Source organism: Flavobacterium indicum GPTSA100-9 = DSM 17447 (assembly GCF_000455605.1).
Taxonomy (GTDB): domain Bacteria; phylum Bacteroidota; class Bacteroidia; order Flavobacteriales; family Flavobacteriaceae; genus Flavobacterium; species Flavobacterium indicum.
Map to the genome: position 1 here is coordinate 1,391,559 of NC_017025.1, position 21,666 is coordinate 1,413,224.

A 21,666-nucleotide genomic window follows, 5' to 3' on the forward strand; every position below is an offset into this window, starting at 1 on the left:
ACAATTTTTATGTTTAAGAATTTTATCAAACGACCAGTGATGGCGATCGTTGTATCGTTAATCATTATATTTATGGGTTTACTTTCCATAAAAACGTTACCTATATCTCAATTTCCTGAAATTGCACCTCCAAGGGTAATTGTAACTTTAGCGTATCCTGGAGCAAGTGCCGATGTATTAGTAAAATCAGCTTTAATTCCATTAGAACGTTCTATCAATGGAGTTCCAGGAATGAAATACATGGTTTCCGATGCAACATCTGCCGGTGAAGCAACAATCCAAGTTGTTTTTGAATTAGGTACTGACCCTAATCAAGCGGTTGTAAATGTAAAAAACCGTGTGGATAAGGTAATAAATAATTTACCTCATTTAGTTCAATTAGAAGGTGTAATTGTTAATGTAGTGCAACCAAGTATGTTGATGTATATTAACTTGTATAGTAATGATAAAAACTCGGATGAGAAGTTTTTATATAATTATGCGAATGTTAATATTATTCCAGAAATTCAACGTATCAACGGTATTTCACAAGCACAAATTTTAGGAAATAGAAACTATGCTATGCGTGTTTGGTTAAATCCTGACCGTATGCGTGCTTATAAAGTTTCAGTCGATGAAGTGATGAAGGCCATGGCTGAGCAAAGTATTATCGGTCGTCCAGGACGTTTAGGACAAGCTACAGGTATTAAATCACAATCTTTGGAATATGTTTTGGTGTACCAAGGACGATACAATAAACCTGAGCAGTATGAAAACATAATCATTCGTTCCAATTCTGAAGGTGAAATTATTAAATTAAAGGATATTGGAAAAGTTCAGTTTGGAAGTGAATTTTTTGATATCTATTCCAATAAAGACGGACATCCGTCCGCAGCGATTCAATTAAAACAAGTTTACGGTAGTAACGCCAGTGATGTAATTGAACAAGTGAAGCATAAAATGGAGGAGTTAAAAGGCTCATTCCCTCCAGGTATGAAATATGAAGTGAGTTATGATGTATCGAATTTCTTAGATGCCTCTATTGATAAAGTAATTCATACCTTAGGAGAAGCATTTGTTTTAGTTGCTCTAGTAGTGTTTATTTTCTTAGGTGATTGGCGTTCTACATTAATTCCAATTATTGCTGTTCCAATTTCATTGATTGGTGCGTTTATCTTCATGAAAGCATTTGGATTAACGATTAATTTAATTACTCTTTTTGCCCTAGTATTAGCCATTGGAATCGTTGTTGATGATGCCATCGTCGTCGTGGAAGCGGTCCACCTAAAAATGGAAGAAGACCATGTTGGACCTTATAAAGCAGTGCAGCGTGTATTAGGAGAAATAGGTGGAGCTGTTGTTGCAATTACATTATTAATGACCTCCGTTTTTGTTCCGGTGGCCTTTATGACCGGACCGGTTGGTGTGTTCTACAGACAGTTCTCTATTACCATGGCTTCTTCAATTGTGTTATCTGGAATTGTTGCCTTAACATTAACACCGGTATTATGTGCTATGATTTTAAAAAATACACATGGACAACCAAGAAAGAAAACGCCAATTAATAGATTTATTGATGCATTTAACCGATGGTTTGAAAAATTAACGGGTAGATACACTAACATTTTAACTAAAATTGTTGATAGAAGATTAGTTACTTTCTTAGTTTTAGGTGGATTTGCAGTGGGAACTTTCTTTGTAAATGAAACATTACCAGCCGGATTTATTCCTGGTGAAGATCAAGGTATGATTTATGCTATTATTCAAACACCTCCGGGCTCAACTTTAGAAAACACCAATGCAGTAGCTAGAAAATTACAAGCCATTGCTAAGAAAGTTGAAGGGATACAATCGGTTTCTTCATTAGCTGGTTATGAAGTATTAACTGAAGGTCGTGGTTCTAATGCGGGTACTTGTTTGATTAACTTAAAACCTTGGGAAGATCGAGAACATTCGGTACATGAAATTATAGAGGAATTAGAGGAAAAATCAAAAGATTTTGGTGCGGTTATAGAATATTTTGAACCACCAGCAGTTCCAGGTTATGGAGCAGCAGGAGGATTATCACTTCGTTTATTAGATAAAACCAATGGGGAAGATTACCATGAGTTTGATCGCATCAATAAAGAATTTATGAGCGAATTAGGTAAGCGTAAGGAATTAACAGGTTTGTTTACATTTTATGCTGCTAACTATCCGCAATATGAAATTGTAATAGACAATCAAGCAGCTATGCAAAAAGGTGTTTCTATTGGAAATGCTATGGAAAATTTGAATATATTAATTGGTTCAACTTACGAACAAGGATTTATTCGCTTTAATAATTTCTTTAAAGTGTATGTGCAATCGGGGCCAGAATTTAGAAGATATGCCAGTGATTTATTGAACTATTACGTGAAAAACGATAAAGGAGAAATGGTACCTTATTCTGCTTTTATGACATTGAAAAAGCGTCAAGGACCAAACGAAATTACTCGTTATAATTTATATAATTCTGCTGCAATTAGAGCAGTACCAGCCAAAGGTTATACTACCGGTGAAGCAATTAAAGCCATTCAAGAGGTAGCTAAAAAACATTTGCCTCACGGGTACGATGTGGATTGGGAAGGTTTATCTTTTGATGAAGCAAGAAGAGGAAATGAAGGAATTATCATTTTCGGAATTGTATTAATCTTCGTTTATTTAGTATTGGCCGCTCAGTATGAAAGTTTTATTTTACCAATGGCCGTTGTTTTATCTCTTCCTGCGGGTATTTTTGGAACATTCTTCTTGTTAAAAATGTTCGGATTAGCGAATGATATTTATGCACAAGTTGGATTAGTGATGTTGGTCGGATTATTAGGTAAAAATGCCGTATTAATTGTAGAGTACGCCGTTCAGAAAAACCAGCAGGGTATGTCAATTTTAGATTCGGCAATTGAAGGAGCAAAAGTGCGTTTTAGACCCATTTTAATGACTTCATTTGCATTTATTGCAGGATTAATTCCTCTAGTTAAAGCAACAGGTGCTGGAGCAATCGGAAATAGAACAATTGGAACTTCTGCTCTAGGAGGAATGTTATTCGGAACTATTTTCGGTGTGATATTAATCCCTGGATTGTATTATATTTTTGGAAAATTGGCAGAAGGTAGAAAAATGATTAAACATGAAGATTTTACACCTTTAACCGAAGAGGTAGACTATAATCATAAACACAAAAAAGATAAAAATAAAGATACAGGACACAATGAAAAAAAATAATGTAATAAAATCAATTGCCTTTGGAAGTTTGTTCATCGCTTTTTCATGTGGAATTCCAAAAGTTACAATTAAAGAAAATCAAGTGAATGTACCTTCGAGTTTTACTGCAAACTCGAAGGCTACTTCTAACGATGCAAAAGTTAAATGGAAAGATTTTTTTGAAGATAAAAATTTGCAACAATTAATAGATTCTGCATTGGTTAATAATAAAGAATTAAACATTTTGATGCAAAAAGTAGCTATGTCTCAAAATGAAATACAAGCTAAAACTGGTGAATATTTGCCTAGTGTTGGATTTGGTGCAGGTGCTGATTTAGATAAAGTTGGAAAATATACTAGAAACGGTGCCGTTGAAGAGAATTTAAATATAAGAGAAGAGGAAAAATTTCCTGAGCCATTAACCAATTACAAATTTGGTTTGTATAGTTCATGGGAATTAGACGTTTGGAAAAAATTACGTAATGCTAAGAAAGTAGCAGTAATGGAATTCATGGCTTCTCAAGAGGGAAAAAATTACTTAGTTACTAATTTGGTTGCTGAAATTTCAAGTTCTTATTTTGAATTAATAGCTTTAGATAGCCAATTAAAAAATTTAGAACAAAATATTGAAATTCAGAAAAATGCTTTAGAAATTGTAAAATTATTGAAAGAATCTGCAAGAACTACTCAATTAGCGGTAAAACGTTTTGAAGCAGAAGTACAAAAAAATCAAAGTGAGATTTACAATTTAAAACAAGATATTGTTGAAACTGAAAATAAGATTAATTTTTTAGTTGGTCGTACACCAAGACCCGTGATAAGAAGTACGGCTAATTTTTTAGAAATGCAACCTAAATTAGTTCAAGTTGGTTTACCAGCTGATATTCTTGAAAATAGACCTGATATCAAAAAAGCACAGCTAGAAATGGAAGCGGCTAAATTGAATGTAAAAGTAGCAAAAGCCAATTTTTATCCTTCATTTGGTTTAAAAGCGGGCGTAGGTTATGAAGCTTTTAATCCGAAATATTTATTGAATTCACCAACTTCTTTATTGTATTCATTAGCTGGTGATGCCATCATGCCTTTAGTAAACAGAAATGCAATAAAAGCTGAATATAAAAATGCATCTGCAAAACAAATTCAAACTGTTTTTGAATATGAACAAACAATTTTAAATGCTTATACTGAAGTAGTAAATCAAATGTCTAAAATTGATAATTTACAACAATCTTTTAAATTGAAAGAGGATCAAGTAAAAGCTTTAAATGAATCAATTGATATTGCAAATCAATTATTTCAATCAGCAAGAGCAGATTATATGGAAGTTTTATTAACACAACGTGATGCTTTAGAAGCTAAAACAGCTTTGATTGAAACTAGAAAAAATCAAATGTTAGCCGTAGTTAATTTATATAAAGCCTTAGGAGGTGGTTGGAATTAATGTTAAAATTTCTGAGTTAGTAAATTAAGTCGTCAGTAATGGCGACTTTTTTTTTATATTTAGTAAAAAAATAGCTAACATGCAGAGCAAAGAAATATCATTGGTTTTATCAGGAGGTGGTGCCAGAGGAATTGCCCATATCGCTGTAATTGAAGAGTTGTTGAAAAAAGGATATACTATTCAATCGATTTCAGGAACTTCAATGGGGGCATTGATTGGTGGAGTATATGCAGTTGGAAAACTAGAAGAATTTAAGCAATGGCTTTTAAAAGTTAATAAACAAAAAATATTTAGACTTATTGATTTTAGTTTTTCATCCAAAGGTTTAGTAAAAGGAGAACGAGTTTTTAATGAAATTAAAGAATTTATTACGGATGTAAATATTGAAGATTTATCCATTATATTTAATGCAACAGCTTTTGATATTGCAAACAATAGGGAAGTAGTATTTGATTGCGGAAGTCTTTTTCAAGCAATAAGAGCTTCTATTTCTATTCCTACCATATTTACTCCATTGTCTGTTGGTAATTCTGTTTTTGTTGATGGCGGAGTGGTAAACAATATTCCTATTAGCAATATAGTTAGAAAACCCAATGATGTAATAATTGCAGTCAATGTAAATGCTGGATTAACAGAAAAAGTAGATGTGTTTTCGAGTATTTTAAATGAAAAAAACATTACTAATGAGCAAGATGCATTGTTAAATATAAATAAAAAAATTAATTACTTTACATTAATAAATACTACCTTAGTGACCATGACAAATCATATGTCTAATGTGTTATTGGAGAAAAACCCGCCAGATGTTCTAGTTGAAATTCCAAGAACTTGTGCGGGTATTTTTGAATTTTATAAAGCTAATGAAATTATAGAAATAGGTAGAGAAGCTGTAATCAAATCTATGCTAGCTATTGAGTCTAAAATATTAGTTTAAAATTCTATAAACGGGATAGTGCATATGGGCTTTTTCATAATAAACAGAGTGTTTGTATATCCAATCCAATTGAGCTGCTCCGTTATCTGAAAAACTTTTGTCTTGATTTTTTTTACGTTCAAATTCTGCTTTTAATTCCGGATTTTGATTCAAAATTTCCTTTGCCATATCTTCAAATACATAGGCTGAAAAATACTCTTTTTGTTGTAAAATAGCATCAAAATAGTTCCAATTGAAAAAAGAATCTACGGCTTCTGGTTCCAAAGTTTCTAATAGGTATTTAACTCCGAATTGATCTGTTGGAAATACATAATCACCTTTTAAAAACTTTAGTTTATGACTTGTTTTTGAAATTTTGGTATTGTAATGTCCATAATGACCTTCGTATGCCGTTTTAGCTGTTTGATATTCAAGAATTTTATAACTTTCAACTTCAATGATCGTATCTTTTTCTAATTGATAAAACTGCAAATTATTCAATTTTAATAATTCTGCTATTGGCCATTGTGCTTGTGGAACAATATACGCCTTTGGAATTTTAATAAATTGAGTTGGTTTATAATTTCCATAAAAAGGAATTGGTTTTGTAAACGGCTGATTACGATCATAGTACAAACGGTCTTTACCTGATACCTCACTCGGTTTAAATTTTCCTTCATAACCCTTAAAATTAAGTGAACTTACTTTTGAAGAATCAATGGCCCATGCTAAAGGATAATCCATTCCTGCTTGAAATTCTTTTTCCGCTTCTTTTCTTTTGCTTTGAATTAAATTTGAATGAGAATCAACATAGTTAATGGCACTAACCATAAATTCATAGGTAACTTTAACTCTGTCTTTATAAGGTTTCAACATATGTGTTTCGGGAACGAATCCAAGGGTATGGAATAGAGTAGTGTAGCCAGTTGCATATCTTGGTGTATCGGTAAATTGTTCGTATCCTAAATCGGGTTTAGCCCCATGTATATTTACATAAGGTACCACATCGATTTTCTTTTTTTGCATGTCCTTTACCAAAGTTGGATACATTTCATTGATAAAATAATTTCCTAAAATAGAACCTAAACGTTCATGTTGTGTAGCGATACAAGTGAAAGTGTATTGGTAATCTGCACCATTTGAAACGTGGTTATCCAAAAAAACATCGGGTTGAACCCAATGAAAAATCTGTTGGAAACTTCTGGAGTTTTTGGTATCTGATTTTATAAAATCCCGATTTAAGTCAAAATTCCGTGCATTTCCTCTAAACCCATATTCTTCTGGTCCATTTTGATTGGCTCTTGAAGTGGCACTTCGGTTCAACATACCTCCAACATTGTATACTGGAATTACAATGATTTGGGTGTTTTTTGGAATTTTAATTTTATTCATTGCTAAATCACGTAAGAGCGACATAGAGGCATCGATTCCATCCGGCTCACCTGGATGAATTCCGTTATTAATTAAAATTTTGGCTTTTCCCGATTTAAAATTAAAATCTTTATCAGCAGAGAAAATCACGAGGTGGAGCGGTTTTCCACTATCTGTTAATCCCATTTCTTGCATTTGAATAGTTTCAAAATATGCATCCAATTTTTGATAATAGGCAATACAATCTTCATAGGTAACCGATTGATTTCCATTTCCTTTTTCAAAAGTGGTTTTCCATTCCGTTTGAGAAAAACAAATATTTGAGAGAAGTAAGAAAAGAATTTTTTTCATAGACTTAAGTTATAAATAAAAAAACCTCAAAAATTGAGGTTAATATTCAATTATTTTTTTAAAACTGATTCCGGAACTAAGGGTGAAATATCGCCACCATTTCGAAGAACATCCCTTACAATACTTGAGGAAATAAAAGATGTTCTTGCAGCTGTTAATAAAAACACCGTTTCTATTTTTGACATAACTCTATTAGTATGTGCAATGGCTTTTTCGAATTCAAAATCGGCCGGATTGCGTAAGCCTCTTAAAATAAAATCCGCTTTTTCTTTTTTACATAAATCAATAGTTAAACCCGTATAAGTAATCACTTTTACTTTGGGTTCATCTTTAAAAGCTTCTTCAATGAAACGTTTTCTATCTTCCAAAGAATACATGTATTTTTTATCGGCATTCACGCCAATCGCTACAATTACTTCATCAAAAAGAGAAACTCCTCGTTTAATGATATCATAATGTCCGTTTGTTATAGGATCAAAAGATCCGGGGAATATCGCTTTTTTCATAATTTTTTTAATTTTGTAATAATTGTTTTCACGTCTTTTTCTGAATATTCACCTACTTTAAATTCAAAATATCCTTTTTTATTAATTGCAATTATAGCATGACAATTTTGAAAATCTTTTAAAAGATCGTTTTTAAAAAAATCATTAAAATCTTCAAAAGAAGTAGAGTTATCTATCATGTTTTTTGCTATAAATTTATCAGTAAAAACATTTATTTTTTTTATTTGATTTAAATCAATTTTAGAGTAAATATTATTTTCAAACCAGTCTAAGCTTTTATGTAAATTTTCATATTGATTGTAAAAACAATTTTCTTGAGGAAAAAAGAAGTTTATTAGTAATATGTCATCATTTTCCCATTTATACTTTTCTTTTAAAAAGAATATTTTTTCAGAACTAATAATTTTAGATTGAGAATGTATTGAATTTGAAAAAAATATAATAAATAGAAGAAAAATAGTTTTTTTCATAAATTATTTTTTTAGAGCCAACTCAATAGCGTTTTCAAATAGTTCATTTAAAGAAATTCCAGCTTCTCGAGCTTGTTGTGGAAGAATACTTTCGGTCGTTAATCCAGGAATAGTATTCATTTCTAACATATGTGGTTCGCCATTTACAATAATAAATTCACTTCTAGAGAACCCCGACATTTTTAAAACTTCATAGGCTTTTTTTGCCGTCGCTTCCACTTTAGCTTGGATTTCTGCTGAAATTCGAGCAGGTGTAATTTCTTGAGATTTACCTAAATACTTGGCTTCATAATCAAAAAAGTCGTTTTCAGAAACAATTTCAGTTATGGGTAAAACCTTGATTTGACCTTTAAAATTGATAACTCCAACCGAAACTTCTGTACCATCTAAGAAACTTTCAATAATAATTTCATTATCTTCTTTGTAAGCATTTTCAATAGCAGGAACTAAATCTTCAATAGATTTTACTTTTGAAATTCCAAAGCTTGAACCCGATTTGTTTGGTTTAACAAAACACGGTAATCCAACAGTTTCAATTATTTTTGTAATATCAATTGAATCCCCATTATTTAAGTAAAAAGAAGTAGCTGTTTTAATTCCATAGGGTTTTAAAACAGAAAGTAAATCTCTTTTATTAAAGGTCAACGCCGCTTGGTAATAATCACATGAAGTTTGCGGAATATTCAATAATTCAAAGTACGCTTGCATTAATCCATCTTCACCGGGTGTACCATGAATGGCATTAAAAACCACATCAAAAGTTATTTTAGAACCTTGAACTTCAACCGAAAAATCATTTTTGTTTATTGGAAATTCTTGTTCATTTTTATCAACATATACCCATTTATCTTTAAAAATATGAATTCTATAAGCGTTATATTTGGTTGCATCTAAATGATTATAAACTACATTTCCACTGGTAAGAGAGATTTTATATTCGCTTGAATATCCTCCCATAATAATTGCTACGTTTGTCATTGAAGTTGTACTAAATGTTTATACAAATTTATTATAAATTGTTTAGTGTAAAAAAGAAAATTGCAATAAACTAAAAATGAATTTTTATCGTTATCCATATATTAACATTGATTCCAAAAAGAAATTTAGTATTTTTGCTAAAATTATCAATTTATGAGTTTAGGTAAGTTTCTAACCAGTTTAACGTTTTTCAAGCAATTGTTTTTAGCCATTGTAATAACAGTAGTTTTTTTATTCGCCTTAATTAAATTCTTAGATTTTAGAACGAATCATGGAGAGGAAATTAATGTTCCCGATTTATCTAAAATGAAATTAGAAGTAGCAGAAGAAAAATTAGATGAAGATGGATTGGAAGTTTTTCTATTAGATACTGTTGATTTTAGACCTGAATTTCCGCCTTATACTATTGTTGAACAAGATCCGAAACCGAATTCTAAAGTTAAGGATGGCAGAAAAATTTATGTGAAGTTAAATGCCGGAGGTTTTTCTACTGTAACTATGCCCGACTTAATTAACAAAACTTTCCGTCAAGCTGCCAGTACCATTAGAGCATTAGGTTTAGTAGAAGGAAAATCTAAATATGTTCCTAATATTGCTAAAGATGTAGTGTTGGAAATTTCTCAAAATGGTAAAAAATTAAAAGCAGGAGATAAAATTCTTAAAAATTCAACTATTGACTTTGTTTTGGGTGATGGAAAAGAATTGTTCAAAGAAGAGGAAACCGATTCATTGACGCAACAATTAATTGATACAACGGCAACAAATTAATTGAAATGCAAGAGTTTATAAATGAAAATGAGCTAGATGATGAATTATATGAACATCATCGTTTTGAAGTAGCTAAAGGTCAACAATCGCTTCGAATTGATAAATTCTTAATGAATGTCATTGATAATACCACTAGAAATAAGATTCAAAAAGCAGCTGATTCTGGTAACATCTTGGTTAATGATGTTGCGGTTAAATCCAATTATAAAGTCAAACCAAATGATGTAGTACGCGTGATGCTAGAACATCCTCCGTATGAACATCTATTAAAAGGGGAAAATATTCCAATTGATATTGTTTATGAAGATGAACAAGTATTAGTTGTAAACAAACCAGCAGGAATGGTAGTGCATCCTGGTCATGGTAATTACTCGGGCACTTTAGTAAATGCCTTGGCTTATCATTTTGATAATTTACCGATGAATTCTAGTGAAAGACCAGGTTTAGTTCATCGAATTGATAAAGATACTTCGGGTTTGTTAGTTGTGGCAAAAACAGAACATGCAATGAACCATTTGACTAAACAATTTGCCGAAAAAACTTCTGAAAGAGAATATGTAGCTATTGTTTGGGGAAATATTGAAGAGGAGGAAGGCACGATTGAAGGTAACATTGACCGTCATCAAACCAATCGTATGCAGATGGCAGTTTATCCTGATGGAGAAAAAGGGAAACCTGCAGTGACTCATTATAAAGTTATTGAACGTTTAGGTTATGTTACAGTGGTTTCGTGTAAATTAGAAACAGGTCGCACTCATCAAATTCGTGTGCACATGAAATATATCGGACATACATTATTCAATGATGAACGTTATGGTGGCGACCAAATTTTAAAGGGTACAACGTTTACTAAATACAAACAGTTTGTAGATAATTGTTTTAAAACACTTCCACGTCAGGCCCTACACGCCAAAACACTGGGATTTGAACATCCTACAACTGGCGAATTTTTACGATTTAACACGGATATACCACAAGATATGGTGGATTGTATTGAAAAATGGAGAACTTATTCTAAAGCAGTACAAATTGAAGAATAAAAAAAGGGAAGTACATTTACTTCCCTTTTTTGTATCTATGCTAGTTTAAAAACTATATTTTACTCCGCCATAAAAGTTTCGACCGGCTGCATTAATACCTGAAGCAAAAACTCGGTATTGTGTATCTAATATATTTTCAACACCACCATAAATTCTGAAACCCGCTAGGTCTTTTGATGAAGCTTTAAAATTATAAGTTTCCCAAGCATACATGCCATTTGCAGGAGCATATTGTAAATTATCTTCTCCACTTGTTGAATAATCTTTAAGTCTCTTTTTACCATTAAACAACATATAAGCTTCTAATTCTCCCCAATTAGGTTTATAATTTACACCAATTTTTCCATAATAAGGAGGAATATGATCCATTGGTCTTCTTGAATTATTGTCTTCAATTACACGACCTAAAGTATAATTAAAATTTCCTGATAAAATTAAATTTTTATACAACGTAGATTTTAATGAAGTTGAAAATCCTGTTATAAAAGCATTTCCAGCATTTTGATTTGCAAAAATAGTACTGGAAATCCCATCATTATCATTATCTATTTGAGTTTGCCCATTTAATGAAAATTCTTTTGTCACAATGGCATTTTTGATCGTAGTATAATAGTAGGTGGTTTCAATATTATGTTTGTTATCGGCCGACTTTACTACAAAACCAAAATCTGTTGTTACAGTTTTTTCAGGACCTAAATCATTATTTGGAATAATTAAAATTGAATTTGTACTGGTATCAAAAATCTTAGCTAAATCATCAATGTTAGGTGCTCTATAACCAGTTCCAATATTTGTTTTCAAAATAAAATTTTCAGATGTATTATATACTAATCCAGCGTTGGCACTGTAAGTAAAATTATTTTGTTCAATTGTTGTAAAAGGAAATTGGAAAGTTGAATTATCAATTAGTTCACTTTTTAACTGGGTATATCCCACACGACCTCCAAGCGTAAAATTCCATTTTTCCATTTTTTTATTGAACGATACATAAGCATCATTTCTCATCATTGAATTAGCACCATCTGGGTATCGTGTATTAGCACTAGTAATTTCACCGGTATTGATGTTAACTCTATTGGCAGTAGAATTTAACGTTTCATAGTAGTTCTCAATTCCATAGTATAAATTTCCATTCCAAACTTTTGATTCAAATTGACCATTAATGCTAAATACATCAACCTCTTCCATTTGGTTTCTAATTTTATCTTTGTTACTACCTGAGAATCTTCTGTCGTGTCTACTTTCTTCAACTTTTTGATACGAGGCATCCACTCTAAAATCGGTTTTACCAATGAAATCCTCTTTTTCTATAGTATAAATTCCTAAAATTCTTTTCTGTGGACCATAGTACCATTCTGCAAAAGTCATATTTCCACCCGAACGTTCGGTTAATCGGTCGTATCTTCCTATATTAGAACTGTTTGAAAATTGAAAATTAATTGAATGTTTCCAATTACTATTGGTTTTATATATGAATTTTTGCAAGAAATTCCATTGTTGATAGGCACTACCAACTTGCGTGTATTTATCTGAATTTTCTACATTTTCATTTACATATAAATTGGTATTTGGGTCAAAATACGTATTTGCATAATACACTCGTTCTCCAAAATAATCACCGTTGTGATTTTTCTTTTTACCCATTTTCATGTCTCCAAAATCATTATAAGAAAAAGCAGTTAAGGAAGCCCAATTTTTACCACCATAAGAAAAATCAAAGTAACCTGATTTTTCTTCGTTAACAGAAGAATATCTCGTAACTACATTTCCTTTTAGACCACTTCCAAATGTTGGTTTTTTGGTTAACATATTTACAGCTCCACCTAAAGCATCACTTCCATACAAAGTAGAGGTTGGACCATATTGTATTAATGTGTTTTCCAATAAATTTTCATCAACAGTTATTACATTTTGTAAATGTCCTGCTCTAAAAATTAGGTTATTCATTCTTACTCCATCTACTAGTAGTAAGACTCTACTTGCTTCAAATCCTCTAATTACGGGAGAACCGCCACCTTGTTGAGATTTTTGTACAAATAGTGCTCCACTGTTAGATAACATATCAGCTGTGTTTTGAAAATTTTGAAATTCAATTTTTTCTTTCGTGATAATTTCAACTTGAGAGGAGTTTTGTTGTTTATTCACATTTATTTTTTCACTGTGAATCTTTATTTCTTCAATATTTTGAGTTTTAATAGTATCTTGTTTGGTTTGAGACCATGAAGATATGCTTCCCATAAAGGCAAGTAGTATAATTTTTACTTTCATTTTAAATTTAAATTAAGTTAGTTTCAAATTCCGTATTTCATACGAATTGAGTTATTTGTTTAAGAAAGTAAATTGTTTTTTGGTGGAGAATAGGGGATGTCTAAATAAATAGTTGAAAGTTGAGAATTTAATGACCTAATTTTAGTCTTCTTTCTTTTAAAAATTATAATATCTTGATTTGTTATTAGAATAGGAAGGTAATATCCGTAAGTATTGAGTTTCTTTTTGTTTTCCTTTTTTTCTTTGTGTAATTTGTAAAACAACTGCTCAATTTTTTTTTCATAACTGTCATTAATACAAATGTATTTTTTACCGTTTTTGGTTTCAATAATTTTAGTTATGTCATACAGGTTCCCTTTATATTTAAATTCTTTATTTTTTTTTAGCCAAACAAATTTGCTAAAGTCTATTTTGTTTACTTCAAATTGAACTTTAATATTGGGGTTGTTTTCTATAAAATCAATTTTTGATTTATGTACTTTATATAATTGAATAACATGAATGCCAATAACACTACTTAACAGTACTAATATAAGGAATAGTAATGTGATTTTTTTTGACATTTTGATTAGCTAAATTTAGTAGTGTAAATATAAAAAATATCTTTTGTAGTGGATTAATTTTTTCTTCAATATTTATTCTGATATTTTAAGTATTTTTTTGTAAAAACTTACTTTTTAAATGAATTCATTAAAAATCATTTTTAATTTTCCTTTTTTTTAATAATTCCCTAAATTGCATGACTTTTTATCGCTAATTAAAAATGGAACAAGTACAACCTTACCAACCAAAAAATAAAGTTCGAATTGTAACAGCCGCGTCCTTATTTGACGGTCATGATGCTGCAATTAATATCATGCGTAGAATTATTCAAGCTACTGGCGTTGAAGTCATTCACCTTGGACATGATAGAAGTGTGGAAGAAGTAGTAAATACTGCTATTCAAGAAGATGCAAATGCAATCGCGATGACATCTTACCAAGGAGGTCACAACGAATATTTCAAATATATGTACGATTTGCTGAATGAAAAAGGAGCAGGACATATTAAAATATTTGGTGGCGGTGGCGGTGTAATTCTTCCTTCTGAGATTGAAGAGTTACATGCTTACGGTATCACTAAAATTTATTCTCCAGATGACGGGCGTGCATTAGGTTTACAAGGAATGATTAATGATTTAGTTCAAAAATCCGATTTTTGCCCCCCAACCCCCGATGGGGGAGCTTCCAAAATTGTGGAAAATCTTAAAGAAAAAGAAGTCAATACAATTTCACGATTAATTTCACTTGCTGAAAACAATCCTGATAATTTCTATGAAATTTTTACGAAATCATTAGTAGCTCCCCCTTCGGGGGCGGGGGGGGCTGTTCCAGTTTTAGGTATCACCGGAACAGGTGGTGCTGGAAAATCATCATTAGTAGATGAATTAGTACGTCGTTTCTTAATCGATTTCCCTGAAAAAACTATCGGATTAATTTCGGTTGACCCATCAAAACGTAAAACAGGTGGTGCTTTATTGGGTGATAGAATTCGTATGAATGCTATTAACAATTCTCGTGTTTACATGCGTTCGTTAGCAACTCGTCAATCGAATTTAGCCTTATCGAAATATGTAGCGGAAGCGATTCAAGTGTTGAAAGCGGCAAAATATGATTTAATCATTCTAGAAACTTCTGGAATTGGACAATCCGATACTGAAATTCTTGATCACTCTGATGTTTCTTTATACGTAATGACACCTGAATTCGGTGCAGCAACACAGTTAGAGAAAATCGATATGTTAGATTTTGCGGATTTAGTAGCGTTAAATAAATTCGATAAACGTGGCGCTTTAGATGCCATTCGTGATGTGAAAAAACAATACCAACGCAATCATAATTTATGGGATGTAGATCCAGATAAAATGCCTGTATTTGGCACTATCGCTTCTCAATTCAACGATCCTGGTATGAATACCCTTTACAAATCTATCATGGATAAGATTGTTGCCAAAACGGGAGCGGATTTACAATCGACTTTCGAAATTACACGTGAAATGAGCGAGAAAATCTTCGTAATTCCTCCTCACAGAACGCGTTATTTATCGGAAATTGCAGAAAACAACAGAAAATACGATGAAACGGCGCTAACACAAGTAGAAGTAGCGCAAAAATTATACGGAATTTTCAAAACGATTTGTTCAGTTGCAAATATAAATTCTCGAGCAATTGAAAATAGCTTGATAATTAAATCGGGGTTAAATCAAGATGAGATTCTGAAACAAGTTCAGAATGACAAAGATAAATCAGTTTTCTTAGACTTATTATTAAAAGAATTCGACCGCGTAAAAATGAATTTAGACCCATACAATTGGGAAATTTTGTTGACTTGGGAAGAAAAAGTAAACAAATACAAAAATCCAGTGTATTCGTTTAAAGTTCGTGATAAAGAAATCAAAATTGAAACGCATACCGAATCGTTGTCTCATTCTCAAATTCCAAAAGTTGCCTTACCTAAATACCAAGCTTGGGGTGATATCTTAAAATGGAATTTACAAGAAAACGTACCTGGAGAATTTCCTTTTGCATCTGGATTGTATCCATTCAAGCGTGAGGGAGAAGATCCAACGCGTATGTTTGCAGGAGAAGGGGGTCCAGAAAGAACAAATCGTCGTTTCCATTATGTTTCTTTGGGAATGCCAGCAAAACGTTTATCTACCGCCTTTGACTCGGTAACATTATACGGAAATGACCCAGACCACAGACCTGATATTTACGGAAAAATTGGTAATGCGGGAGTTTCTATTTGTTGTTTAGACGATGCTAAAAAGTTATACTCAGGTTTCGATTTGAGTCACCCTGCGACTTCAGTTTCTATGACCATTAACGGTCCAGCACCCATGTTGTTAGGATTTTTTATGAATGCTGCTATCGACCAAAACTGTGAAAAATACATCAAAGAACACGGTTTAGAAGCAGAGGTTGAGAAAAAGAAAAAAGAACTATACGACGATAAAGGTTTAGAAAGACCAAGATATAATGGTGAATTACCAGAAGGAAATGATGGTTTAGGTTTATTGCTTTTAGGAGTAACGGGAGATCAAGTATTGCCTGCGGATGTTTACCAAGATATCAAAGTGAAGACGTTAGCACAAGTCCGTGGAACGGTTCAAGCGGATATTTTAAAAGAAGATCAAGCACAAAACACTTGTATTTTCTCAACGGAGTTTGCGTTGCGTTTGATGGGAGACGTTCAAGAATATTTCATCAAGCAAAATGTGCGTAACTTCTATTCGGTTTCGATTTCAGGTTATCATATTGCTGAAGCTGGAGCGAATCCAATAACACAGTTAGCGTTTACTTTAGCTAATGGTTTCACTTATGTGGAATATTATTTAAGTAGAGGAATGAACATCAACGACTTCGGTCCGAATTTATCGTTCTTCTTCTCAAACGGAATTGATCCTGAATATGCTGTAATCGGTCGTGTAGCACGTAAGATTTGGGCAAAAGCCATGAAAAACAAATACGGAGCTAACGAAAGAGCGCAAATGTTGAAATATCACATTCAAACCTCTGGTCGTTCGTTACACGCGCAAGAGATTGATTTCAATGATATTCGTACGACTTTACAAGCGTTGTACGCGATTTACGATAACTGTAACTCGTTACATACGAATGCTTATGATGAGGCAATTACGACTCCAACAGAAGAATCAGTGCGTCGTGCAATGGCCATTCAGTTGATTATTAATAAAGAATTAGGTTTAGCGAAAAACGAAAATCCAATCCAAGGTTCGTTCATTATTGAAGAATTAACCGATTTAGTGGAAGAAGCGGTTTTAGCTGAATTTGATAGAATCACAGAAAGAGGAGGCGTTTTGGGTGCTATGGAAACCATGTACCAAAGAAGTAAAATTCAAGAAGAATCATTGTATTACGAAACTTTGAAACATACAGGAGAATTCCCAATCATTGGTGTAAATACATTCTTGAGTTCAAAAGGTTCTCCGACAGTGATTCCAGCAGAAGTAATTCGTGCAACGGAAGAGGAGAAACAATTCCAAATTAAAACCTTAGAGAATTTACATCAAGCTAAAGCTAAAGAAGTTGAAAATCAAATCTCAATTATTCAAGAGGCAGCAATTCAAAACCATAATATTTTTGAAAAATTAATGGAGGCTGCAAAAGTGTGTTCGTTAGGCCAAATTACTTCAGCTTTATTTGAAGTGGGTGGACAATATAGAAGAAACATGTAAAAAAATCTTTAATTATAAAAAAGACCTTTCATTTGAAAGGTCTTTTTATTTTATATCTTTTATAACAAAGTGTAAATTTCCTAACTCTATTTTATCACCTACTTTTTTTCCTTTTATAGAATGGTATATTGGAGCATCTTCCGAAATTGTATATATTTCTTTATCATCTGCTTTAAGTGTATGCGTTGAAGCTCCAACAAATAAATACTTTATGTCTAAATCAACTAAAGCACCTAATTCTACTACTTTATTATCAAGATTTAAACATTTTTCAATTATCTCTTTGTTTCTAGTTTCCTTTACTAATAATTGCTCCAAACGCATTTTCATATCCATTGCTTCACCTTGATGAGAAAAATCTTCAGGGTCTAAAGTGTTATTTTCGTCTAAATCTGAAGCCATTTTATATTTTTCTATAGAAGAAGATAAGTTATTGATAGTTTTATCTTGTTCCGCTATAATTTGCTGTAAAATATTTGTCTTATTCATATAGTGATTTTTATATGTTAAAGTTACGTTCATTTTTTAATTATCAATATGAGAATTATCATAATTACTTTGAAAAATAAATGATTCTTAAATTTGACTGCATTAATTTCTATTATCATTTTATTGGACATTATTTTTTAATTTATCTGTAAAAATAAAAGTAAATGTTTTTTAGAATGTATTATTTTATAATTTTACTCTAAAATAAATAGGGGTGTATTATGAAAAATAATAAAAAAGATAGCTATTGGTATGTTTTTTTTGGGGTAATAGCTGTTGTTTCTTTTGTTTCTCTATTTTGGAAACATCAAGCTGCAGAAAATAAATTTGAATTTAACTCAATTGATACTATTAATGTTGCAGATGTTGCATGGTTGTTAACGGCCTCTTGTCTTGTTTTAGTAATGACACCAGGATTGGCTTTTTTTTATGGAGGTATGGTTGGAAAAAAAAATGTAATATCAACCATGTTAAAAAGTTTTATTTGTTTAGGGGTAATTAGTATAATTTGGGTTGTTGTAGGTTTTAGTTTATCTTTTGGTACAAGTATTGGAATAACAATAAATGGTAACGAATATGGAATTATAGGAAATCCTTTTGATTATATGTTTTTTGATGCAGTAGAAATATTTCCTCATAAAACATTAGCATCGTCGATTCCATTTATTTTATTTGCTTTATTCCAAATGAAATTTGCTATAATTACTCCGGCTATAATTACTGGAGCTTTAGCAGAGCGAATTCGTTTTGTTTCTTTCTTATTATTCATAAGTTTATTTACTTTAGTTATTTATGCACCGCTGTGTCACATGGTTTGGCATCCTGATGGATTATTGGCCTCTTATTTTAAAGTTAAAGATTTTGCTGGTGGCACAGTGGTACATATGAGTGCAGGTTTTGCTGCTTTAGCGGGTGTTTTAGTACTTGGCAAAAGACAACATAAAGACCATATTCCAACTAATATACCTTTTGTTATTTTAGGAACTGGACTCTTGTGGTTTGGTTGGTTTGGATTTAATGCTGGTTCTGCTCTTGCAGCAAACGCTACAGCTGCTATGGCTTTTGCAACTACTACAATTGCTTCTGCTTCAGCAATGATGACATGGGTATTTTTTGATCGCATAAATGGAAGAAGAGTATCTGCGTTAGGCGCCTGTATTGGTGCAGTAGTTGGGTTAGTTGTAATAACTCCTGCTGCAGGATATGTTTCTGTTCCAGAGAGTATTTTCTTTGGTTTTATTGGAGCAATAGTTTCCAACAAAATGATGTATTGGTCAAAATTAAAACAAATTGATGATACATTAGATGTTTTTGCTTGTCATGGAGTAGGAGGAATCATGGGGATGATTTTAACAGCTATTTTTGCTCATGGTAAGGATGCAAGTTTATTACATGGAGGGTGGGAGGTGTTTTTACATCATATTATTGCATTAGTTCTTGTATCTGTTTTTACATTTTTTGGTGCTTTTATATTATATAAAATTACTAATTATTTAATTCCAATTCGCGTTACCGTAGAATCAGAAATAGTTGGTCTTGATTTATCTCAACATGGAGAAAAATTTTAAAGCTTTTTATATAGTTCTAATAACTCTATAGCACCAGTAAAAGGAGATATTTGATGTGTAAGTACTTTTTGTTTGGTAATTTCTAAAGCTTTAATTATCTCTGGATGATTGTAAAATTGATTTTTTAATTGTTCATTAATAGTTTCTAACATCCAATATTGATTTTGTTCTTCACGTCTATGATTAAAATAATCATTTGATTTTGTTAGTATTTCATATTCGTTAATAGTATTCCAAATGGAAGCAATGCCTTCTTTTGTTATTGCACTACACGTTGTTACTTTTGGATTCCAACCCGAATTTTTTAAGGGAAATAAATGTAAGGCTCGATTGAATTCTACTTTGGCTAAATTAGCTTTTCTGATATTATCACCATCAGCTTTATTAATTACAATAGCATCCGCCATTTCCATAATTCCTCTTTTTATGCCTTGTAATTCATCACCAGCTCCTGCAATTTTTAATAATAAGAAAAAATCAACCATACTATGAACTGCAGTTTCACTTTGGCCTACACCAACGGTTTCAATAATGATTGTATCAAAACCACAGGCTTCACAAAGTATTATTGCTTCTCGTGTTTTTCTGGCAACACCACCTAAACTGTCTCCAGAAGCACTCGGTCGAATATAAGCATTTTCATCTTTTACTAATTCTTCCATTCTCGTTTTATCTCCTAGAATACTGCCATGACTTAACGAGCTACTTGGATCAATAGCTAAAACGGCTACTTTTTTACCTAATGAAGTTAAATGTTTTCCAAACGCTTCAATGAAGGTGCTTTTTCCAACTCCCGGGACACCCGTAATTCCAATACGAATTGAATTATTGGCATGTGGTAGACAACCATTAATGACTTCATTAGCTTTGGATAAATGTGTTGGATTGGTGCTTTCAATTAAAGTAATTGCCCTACTCAATGCCACCTTATCACCTTTTAAAATCTTTGAAATCAATTCATCAGAAGAAATAGTTTTTCTTCTAAACTGTTGAATTGATTTAGCAACTTGTGTACTCAGAGTTTCAGGTTGAGTCACACCGTCTCTTTCATTTAATGCGGATGTATTTTTTTTTGGTTCCAAAAGGCAATATATTTGTGTAAAAATACAATTTTTTTAAATTGGCTTTTATTTTATGAGCCTAATTTTCCTCAAAATATGGATACTATCATACTGCTATTTTTGTGCTTACTTTTAGGAATTGTTTTTCAAAATGTAAATAGTTTTCCAAAAAATGCACATTTAGCTTTGAATCAATTTGTGCTCAATGTATCAATTCCTGCAATGGCATTGTACTATATTCCAAAAATAAAAATTGATGAATCTCTGTTGTTTCCAGTCGGAATTGCCTGGATTGGATTTTTAATATCATTTTTGTTTTTTTATGCCTTAGGTAAAATTTTTAAATGGTCCAATAAACTAACAGGTTGTCTTATTATTGTTGCCGGATTAGGAAATACCTCTTTTGTTGGATTTCCAGTATTAGAAGCTATGTATGGAAAAGAGGCGATTGAAACAGCAATTATTGTAGATCAACCAGGTTCTTTTGTAGTTTTATCTACATTAGGTGTTTTAGTTGCCATGTTGTATTCTAAAGAACAACCGTCAATTTCCATTATAGCCAAAAAAATATTCTTTTTTCCTCCGTTTATCATGTTTGTTATGGCAGTAATTTTAAACATTTTTGAGGTTGATTTTCCTGAATCGTTACAATCTGTATTTCAAAGACTTGCAGCTACGGTTTCACCTATTGCTTTAGTAGCAGTTGGGTTACAATTAAAAATTGAAAAAAGAAGTAAACATTGGAAATTTTTATCTTTAGGTCTTATCTTTAAATTAATAATCACACCCTTGTTCTTTTACTTGTTTTATAAAGTTATTTTGGGTGCAAATGGATTAATTATTAATGTTTCTATAATGGAATCGGCTATGGCTCCCATGATTACTGGGGCAATTTTAGCGTCGACTTATGGATTAAAACCCAAGTTAAGTAGTATGATGGTTGGTATTGGAATTCCATTATCTTTTATTACTTTAGTACTATGGTATTTTATATTAAAATAAATAAA

General features: G+C 31.8%; 16 protein-coding genes. 8 read left to right on the forward strand and 8 right to left on the reverse strand.

The features are described from left to right. Positions 1 to 9 precede the first annotated feature (9 nt). The 3 genes from KQS_RS06300 to KQS_RS06310 all read left to right on the forward strand — a co-directional run bounded on the left by KQS_RS06300 (position 10) and on the right by KQS_RS06310 (position 5,573). Positions 10 to 3,219, forward strand: a complete 3,210-nt coding sequence (locus KQS_RS06300) for an efflux RND transporter permease subunit (RefSeq protein ID WP_014388355.1) — start codon at positions 10 to 12, stop codon at positions 3,217 to 3,219. Then, on the forward strand, positions 3,206 to 4,639 hold the full coding sequence (locus KQS_RS06305; protein WP_014388356.1) for a TolC family protein: 1,434 nt from the start codon (positions 3,206 to 3,208) through the stop codon (positions 4,637 to 4,639). The genes KQS_RS06300 and KQS_RS06305 overlap by 14 nt, the downstream gene beginning before the upstream one ends. Positions 4,640 to 4,718: 79 nt before the next feature. Beyond that, positions 4,719 to 5,573, forward strand: coding sequence for a patatin-like phospholipase family protein (locus tag KQS_RS06310; RefSeq protein ID WP_014388357.1), 855 nt, complete (start codon positions 4,719 to 4,721; stop codon positions 5,571 to 5,573). Here the strand turns inward: KQS_RS06310 and KQS_RS06315 are convergent. The 4 genes from KQS_RS06315 to KQS_RS06330 are packed head-to-tail and all read right to left on the reverse strand — an operon-like array spanning position 5,565 to position 9,228. Continuing rightward, on the reverse strand, positions 5,565 to 7,274 hold the full coding sequence (locus tag KQS_RS06315) for a M14 family zinc carboxypeptidase (RefSeq protein WP_014388358.1): 1,710 nt from the start codon (positions 7,272 to 7,274) through the stop codon (positions 5,565 to 5,567). The genes KQS_RS06310 and KQS_RS06315 overlap by 9 nt on opposite strands. A 50-nt stretch (positions 7,275 to 7,324) precedes the next feature. Continuing rightward, on the reverse strand, positions 7,325 to 7,780 hold the full coding sequence (coaD, locus tag KQS_RS06320) for a pantetheine-phosphate adenylyltransferase (RefSeq protein WP_014388359.1): 456 nt from the start codon (positions 7,778 to 7,780) through the stop codon (positions 7,325 to 7,327). Next, the gene (locus KQS_RS06325) at positions 7,777 to 8,250 is read right to left on the reverse strand and encodes a hypothetical protein (protein WP_014388360.1); all 474 of its coding nucleotides are present in this window, start codon (positions 8,248 to 8,250) and stop codon (positions 7,777 to 7,779) included. The genes coaD and KQS_RS06325 overlap by 4 nt, the downstream gene beginning before the upstream one ends. Positions 8,251 to 8,253: 3 nt before the next feature. Next, entirely contained in the window at positions 8,254 to 9,228 is a 975-nt protein-coding gene (locus KQS_RS06330) for a D-alanine--D-alanine ligase (protein WP_014388361.1), read from the reverse strand. Between the two features lie 153 nt (positions 9,229 to 9,381). Here KQS_RS06330 and KQS_RS06335 point away from each other — a divergent pair, with 153 nt between their 5' ends. Continuing rightward, positions 9,382 to 9,996: a PASTA domain-containing protein gene (locus tag KQS_RS06335; RefSeq protein WP_014388362.1), complete on the forward strand. Its 615-nt coding sequence runs from the start codon at positions 9,382 to 9,384 to the stop codon at positions 9,994 to 9,996. A 5-nt stretch (positions 9,997 to 10,001) separates the two neighbouring features. Beyond that, a complete protein-coding gene (locus KQS_RS06340) occupies positions 10,002 to 11,036 on the forward strand; it encodes an RluA family pseudouridine synthase (RefSeq protein WP_014388363.1) in 1,035 nt (344 codons plus the stop codon). A 45-nt stretch (positions 11,037 to 11,081) separates the two neighbouring features. Here the strand turns inward: KQS_RS06340 and KQS_RS06345 are convergent, their stop codons facing one another. Together KQS_RS06345 and KQS_RS06350 are read right to left on the reverse strand one after the other, a co-directional pair. Then, a complete protein-coding gene (locus KQS_RS06345) occupies positions 11,082 to 13,304 on the reverse strand; it encodes a TonB-dependent receptor plug domain-containing protein (protein ID WP_014388364.1) in 2,223 nt (740 codons plus the stop codon). 59 nt (positions 13,305 to 13,363) lie between these two features. Beyond that, the gene (locus KQS_RS06350; protein ID WP_014388365.1) at positions 13,364 to 13,867 is read right to left on the reverse strand and encodes a hypothetical protein; all 504 of its coding nucleotides are present in this window, start codon (positions 13,865 to 13,867) and stop codon (positions 13,364 to 13,366) included. 200 nt (positions 13,868 to 14,067) lie between these two features. Here KQS_RS06350 and KQS_RS06355 point away from each other — a divergent pair, with 200 nt between their 5' ends. Beyond that, a complete protein-coding gene (locus KQS_RS06355; RefSeq protein WP_014388366.1) occupies positions 14,068 to 17,541 on the forward strand; it encodes a methylmalonyl-CoA mutase family protein in 3,474 nt (1,157 codons plus the stop codon). A gap of 45 nt (positions 17,542 to 17,586) precedes the next feature. Here the strand turns inward: KQS_RS06355 and KQS_RS06360 are convergent, their stop codons facing one another. Continuing rightward, positions 17,587 to 18,030, reverse strand: coding sequence for a GreA/GreB family elongation factor (locus tag KQS_RS06360; RefSeq protein WP_014388367.1), 444 nt, complete (start codon positions 18,028 to 18,030; stop codon positions 17,587 to 17,589). Positions 18,031 to 18,251: 221 nt separating this feature from the next. On the opposite strand from KQS_RS06360, the gene KQS_RS06365 reads away from it, so the two are divergent. Further along, positions 18,252 to 19,598, forward strand: a complete 1,347-nt coding sequence (locus KQS_RS06365; protein ID WP_014388368.1) for an ammonium transporter — start codon at positions 18,252 to 18,254, stop codon at positions 19,596 to 19,598. Here the strand turns inward: KQS_RS06365 and meaB are convergent. Then, positions 19,595 to 20,680, reverse strand: coding sequence for a methylmalonyl Co-A mutase-associated GTPase MeaB (gene meaB, locus KQS_RS06370; RefSeq protein WP_014388369.1), 1,086 nt, complete (start codon positions 20,678 to 20,680; stop codon positions 19,595 to 19,597). The genes KQS_RS06365 and meaB overlap by 4 nt on opposite strands. 75 nt (positions 20,681 to 20,755) lie before the next feature. On the opposite strand from meaB, the gene KQS_RS06375 reads away from it, so the two are divergent. Further along, positions 20,756 to 21,661, forward strand: coding sequence for an AEC family transporter (locus tag KQS_RS06375; protein ID WP_014388370.1), 906 nt, complete (start codon positions 20,756 to 20,758; stop codon positions 21,659 to 21,661). The last annotated feature ends 5 nt before the right edge of the window (positions 21,662 to 21,666 follow it).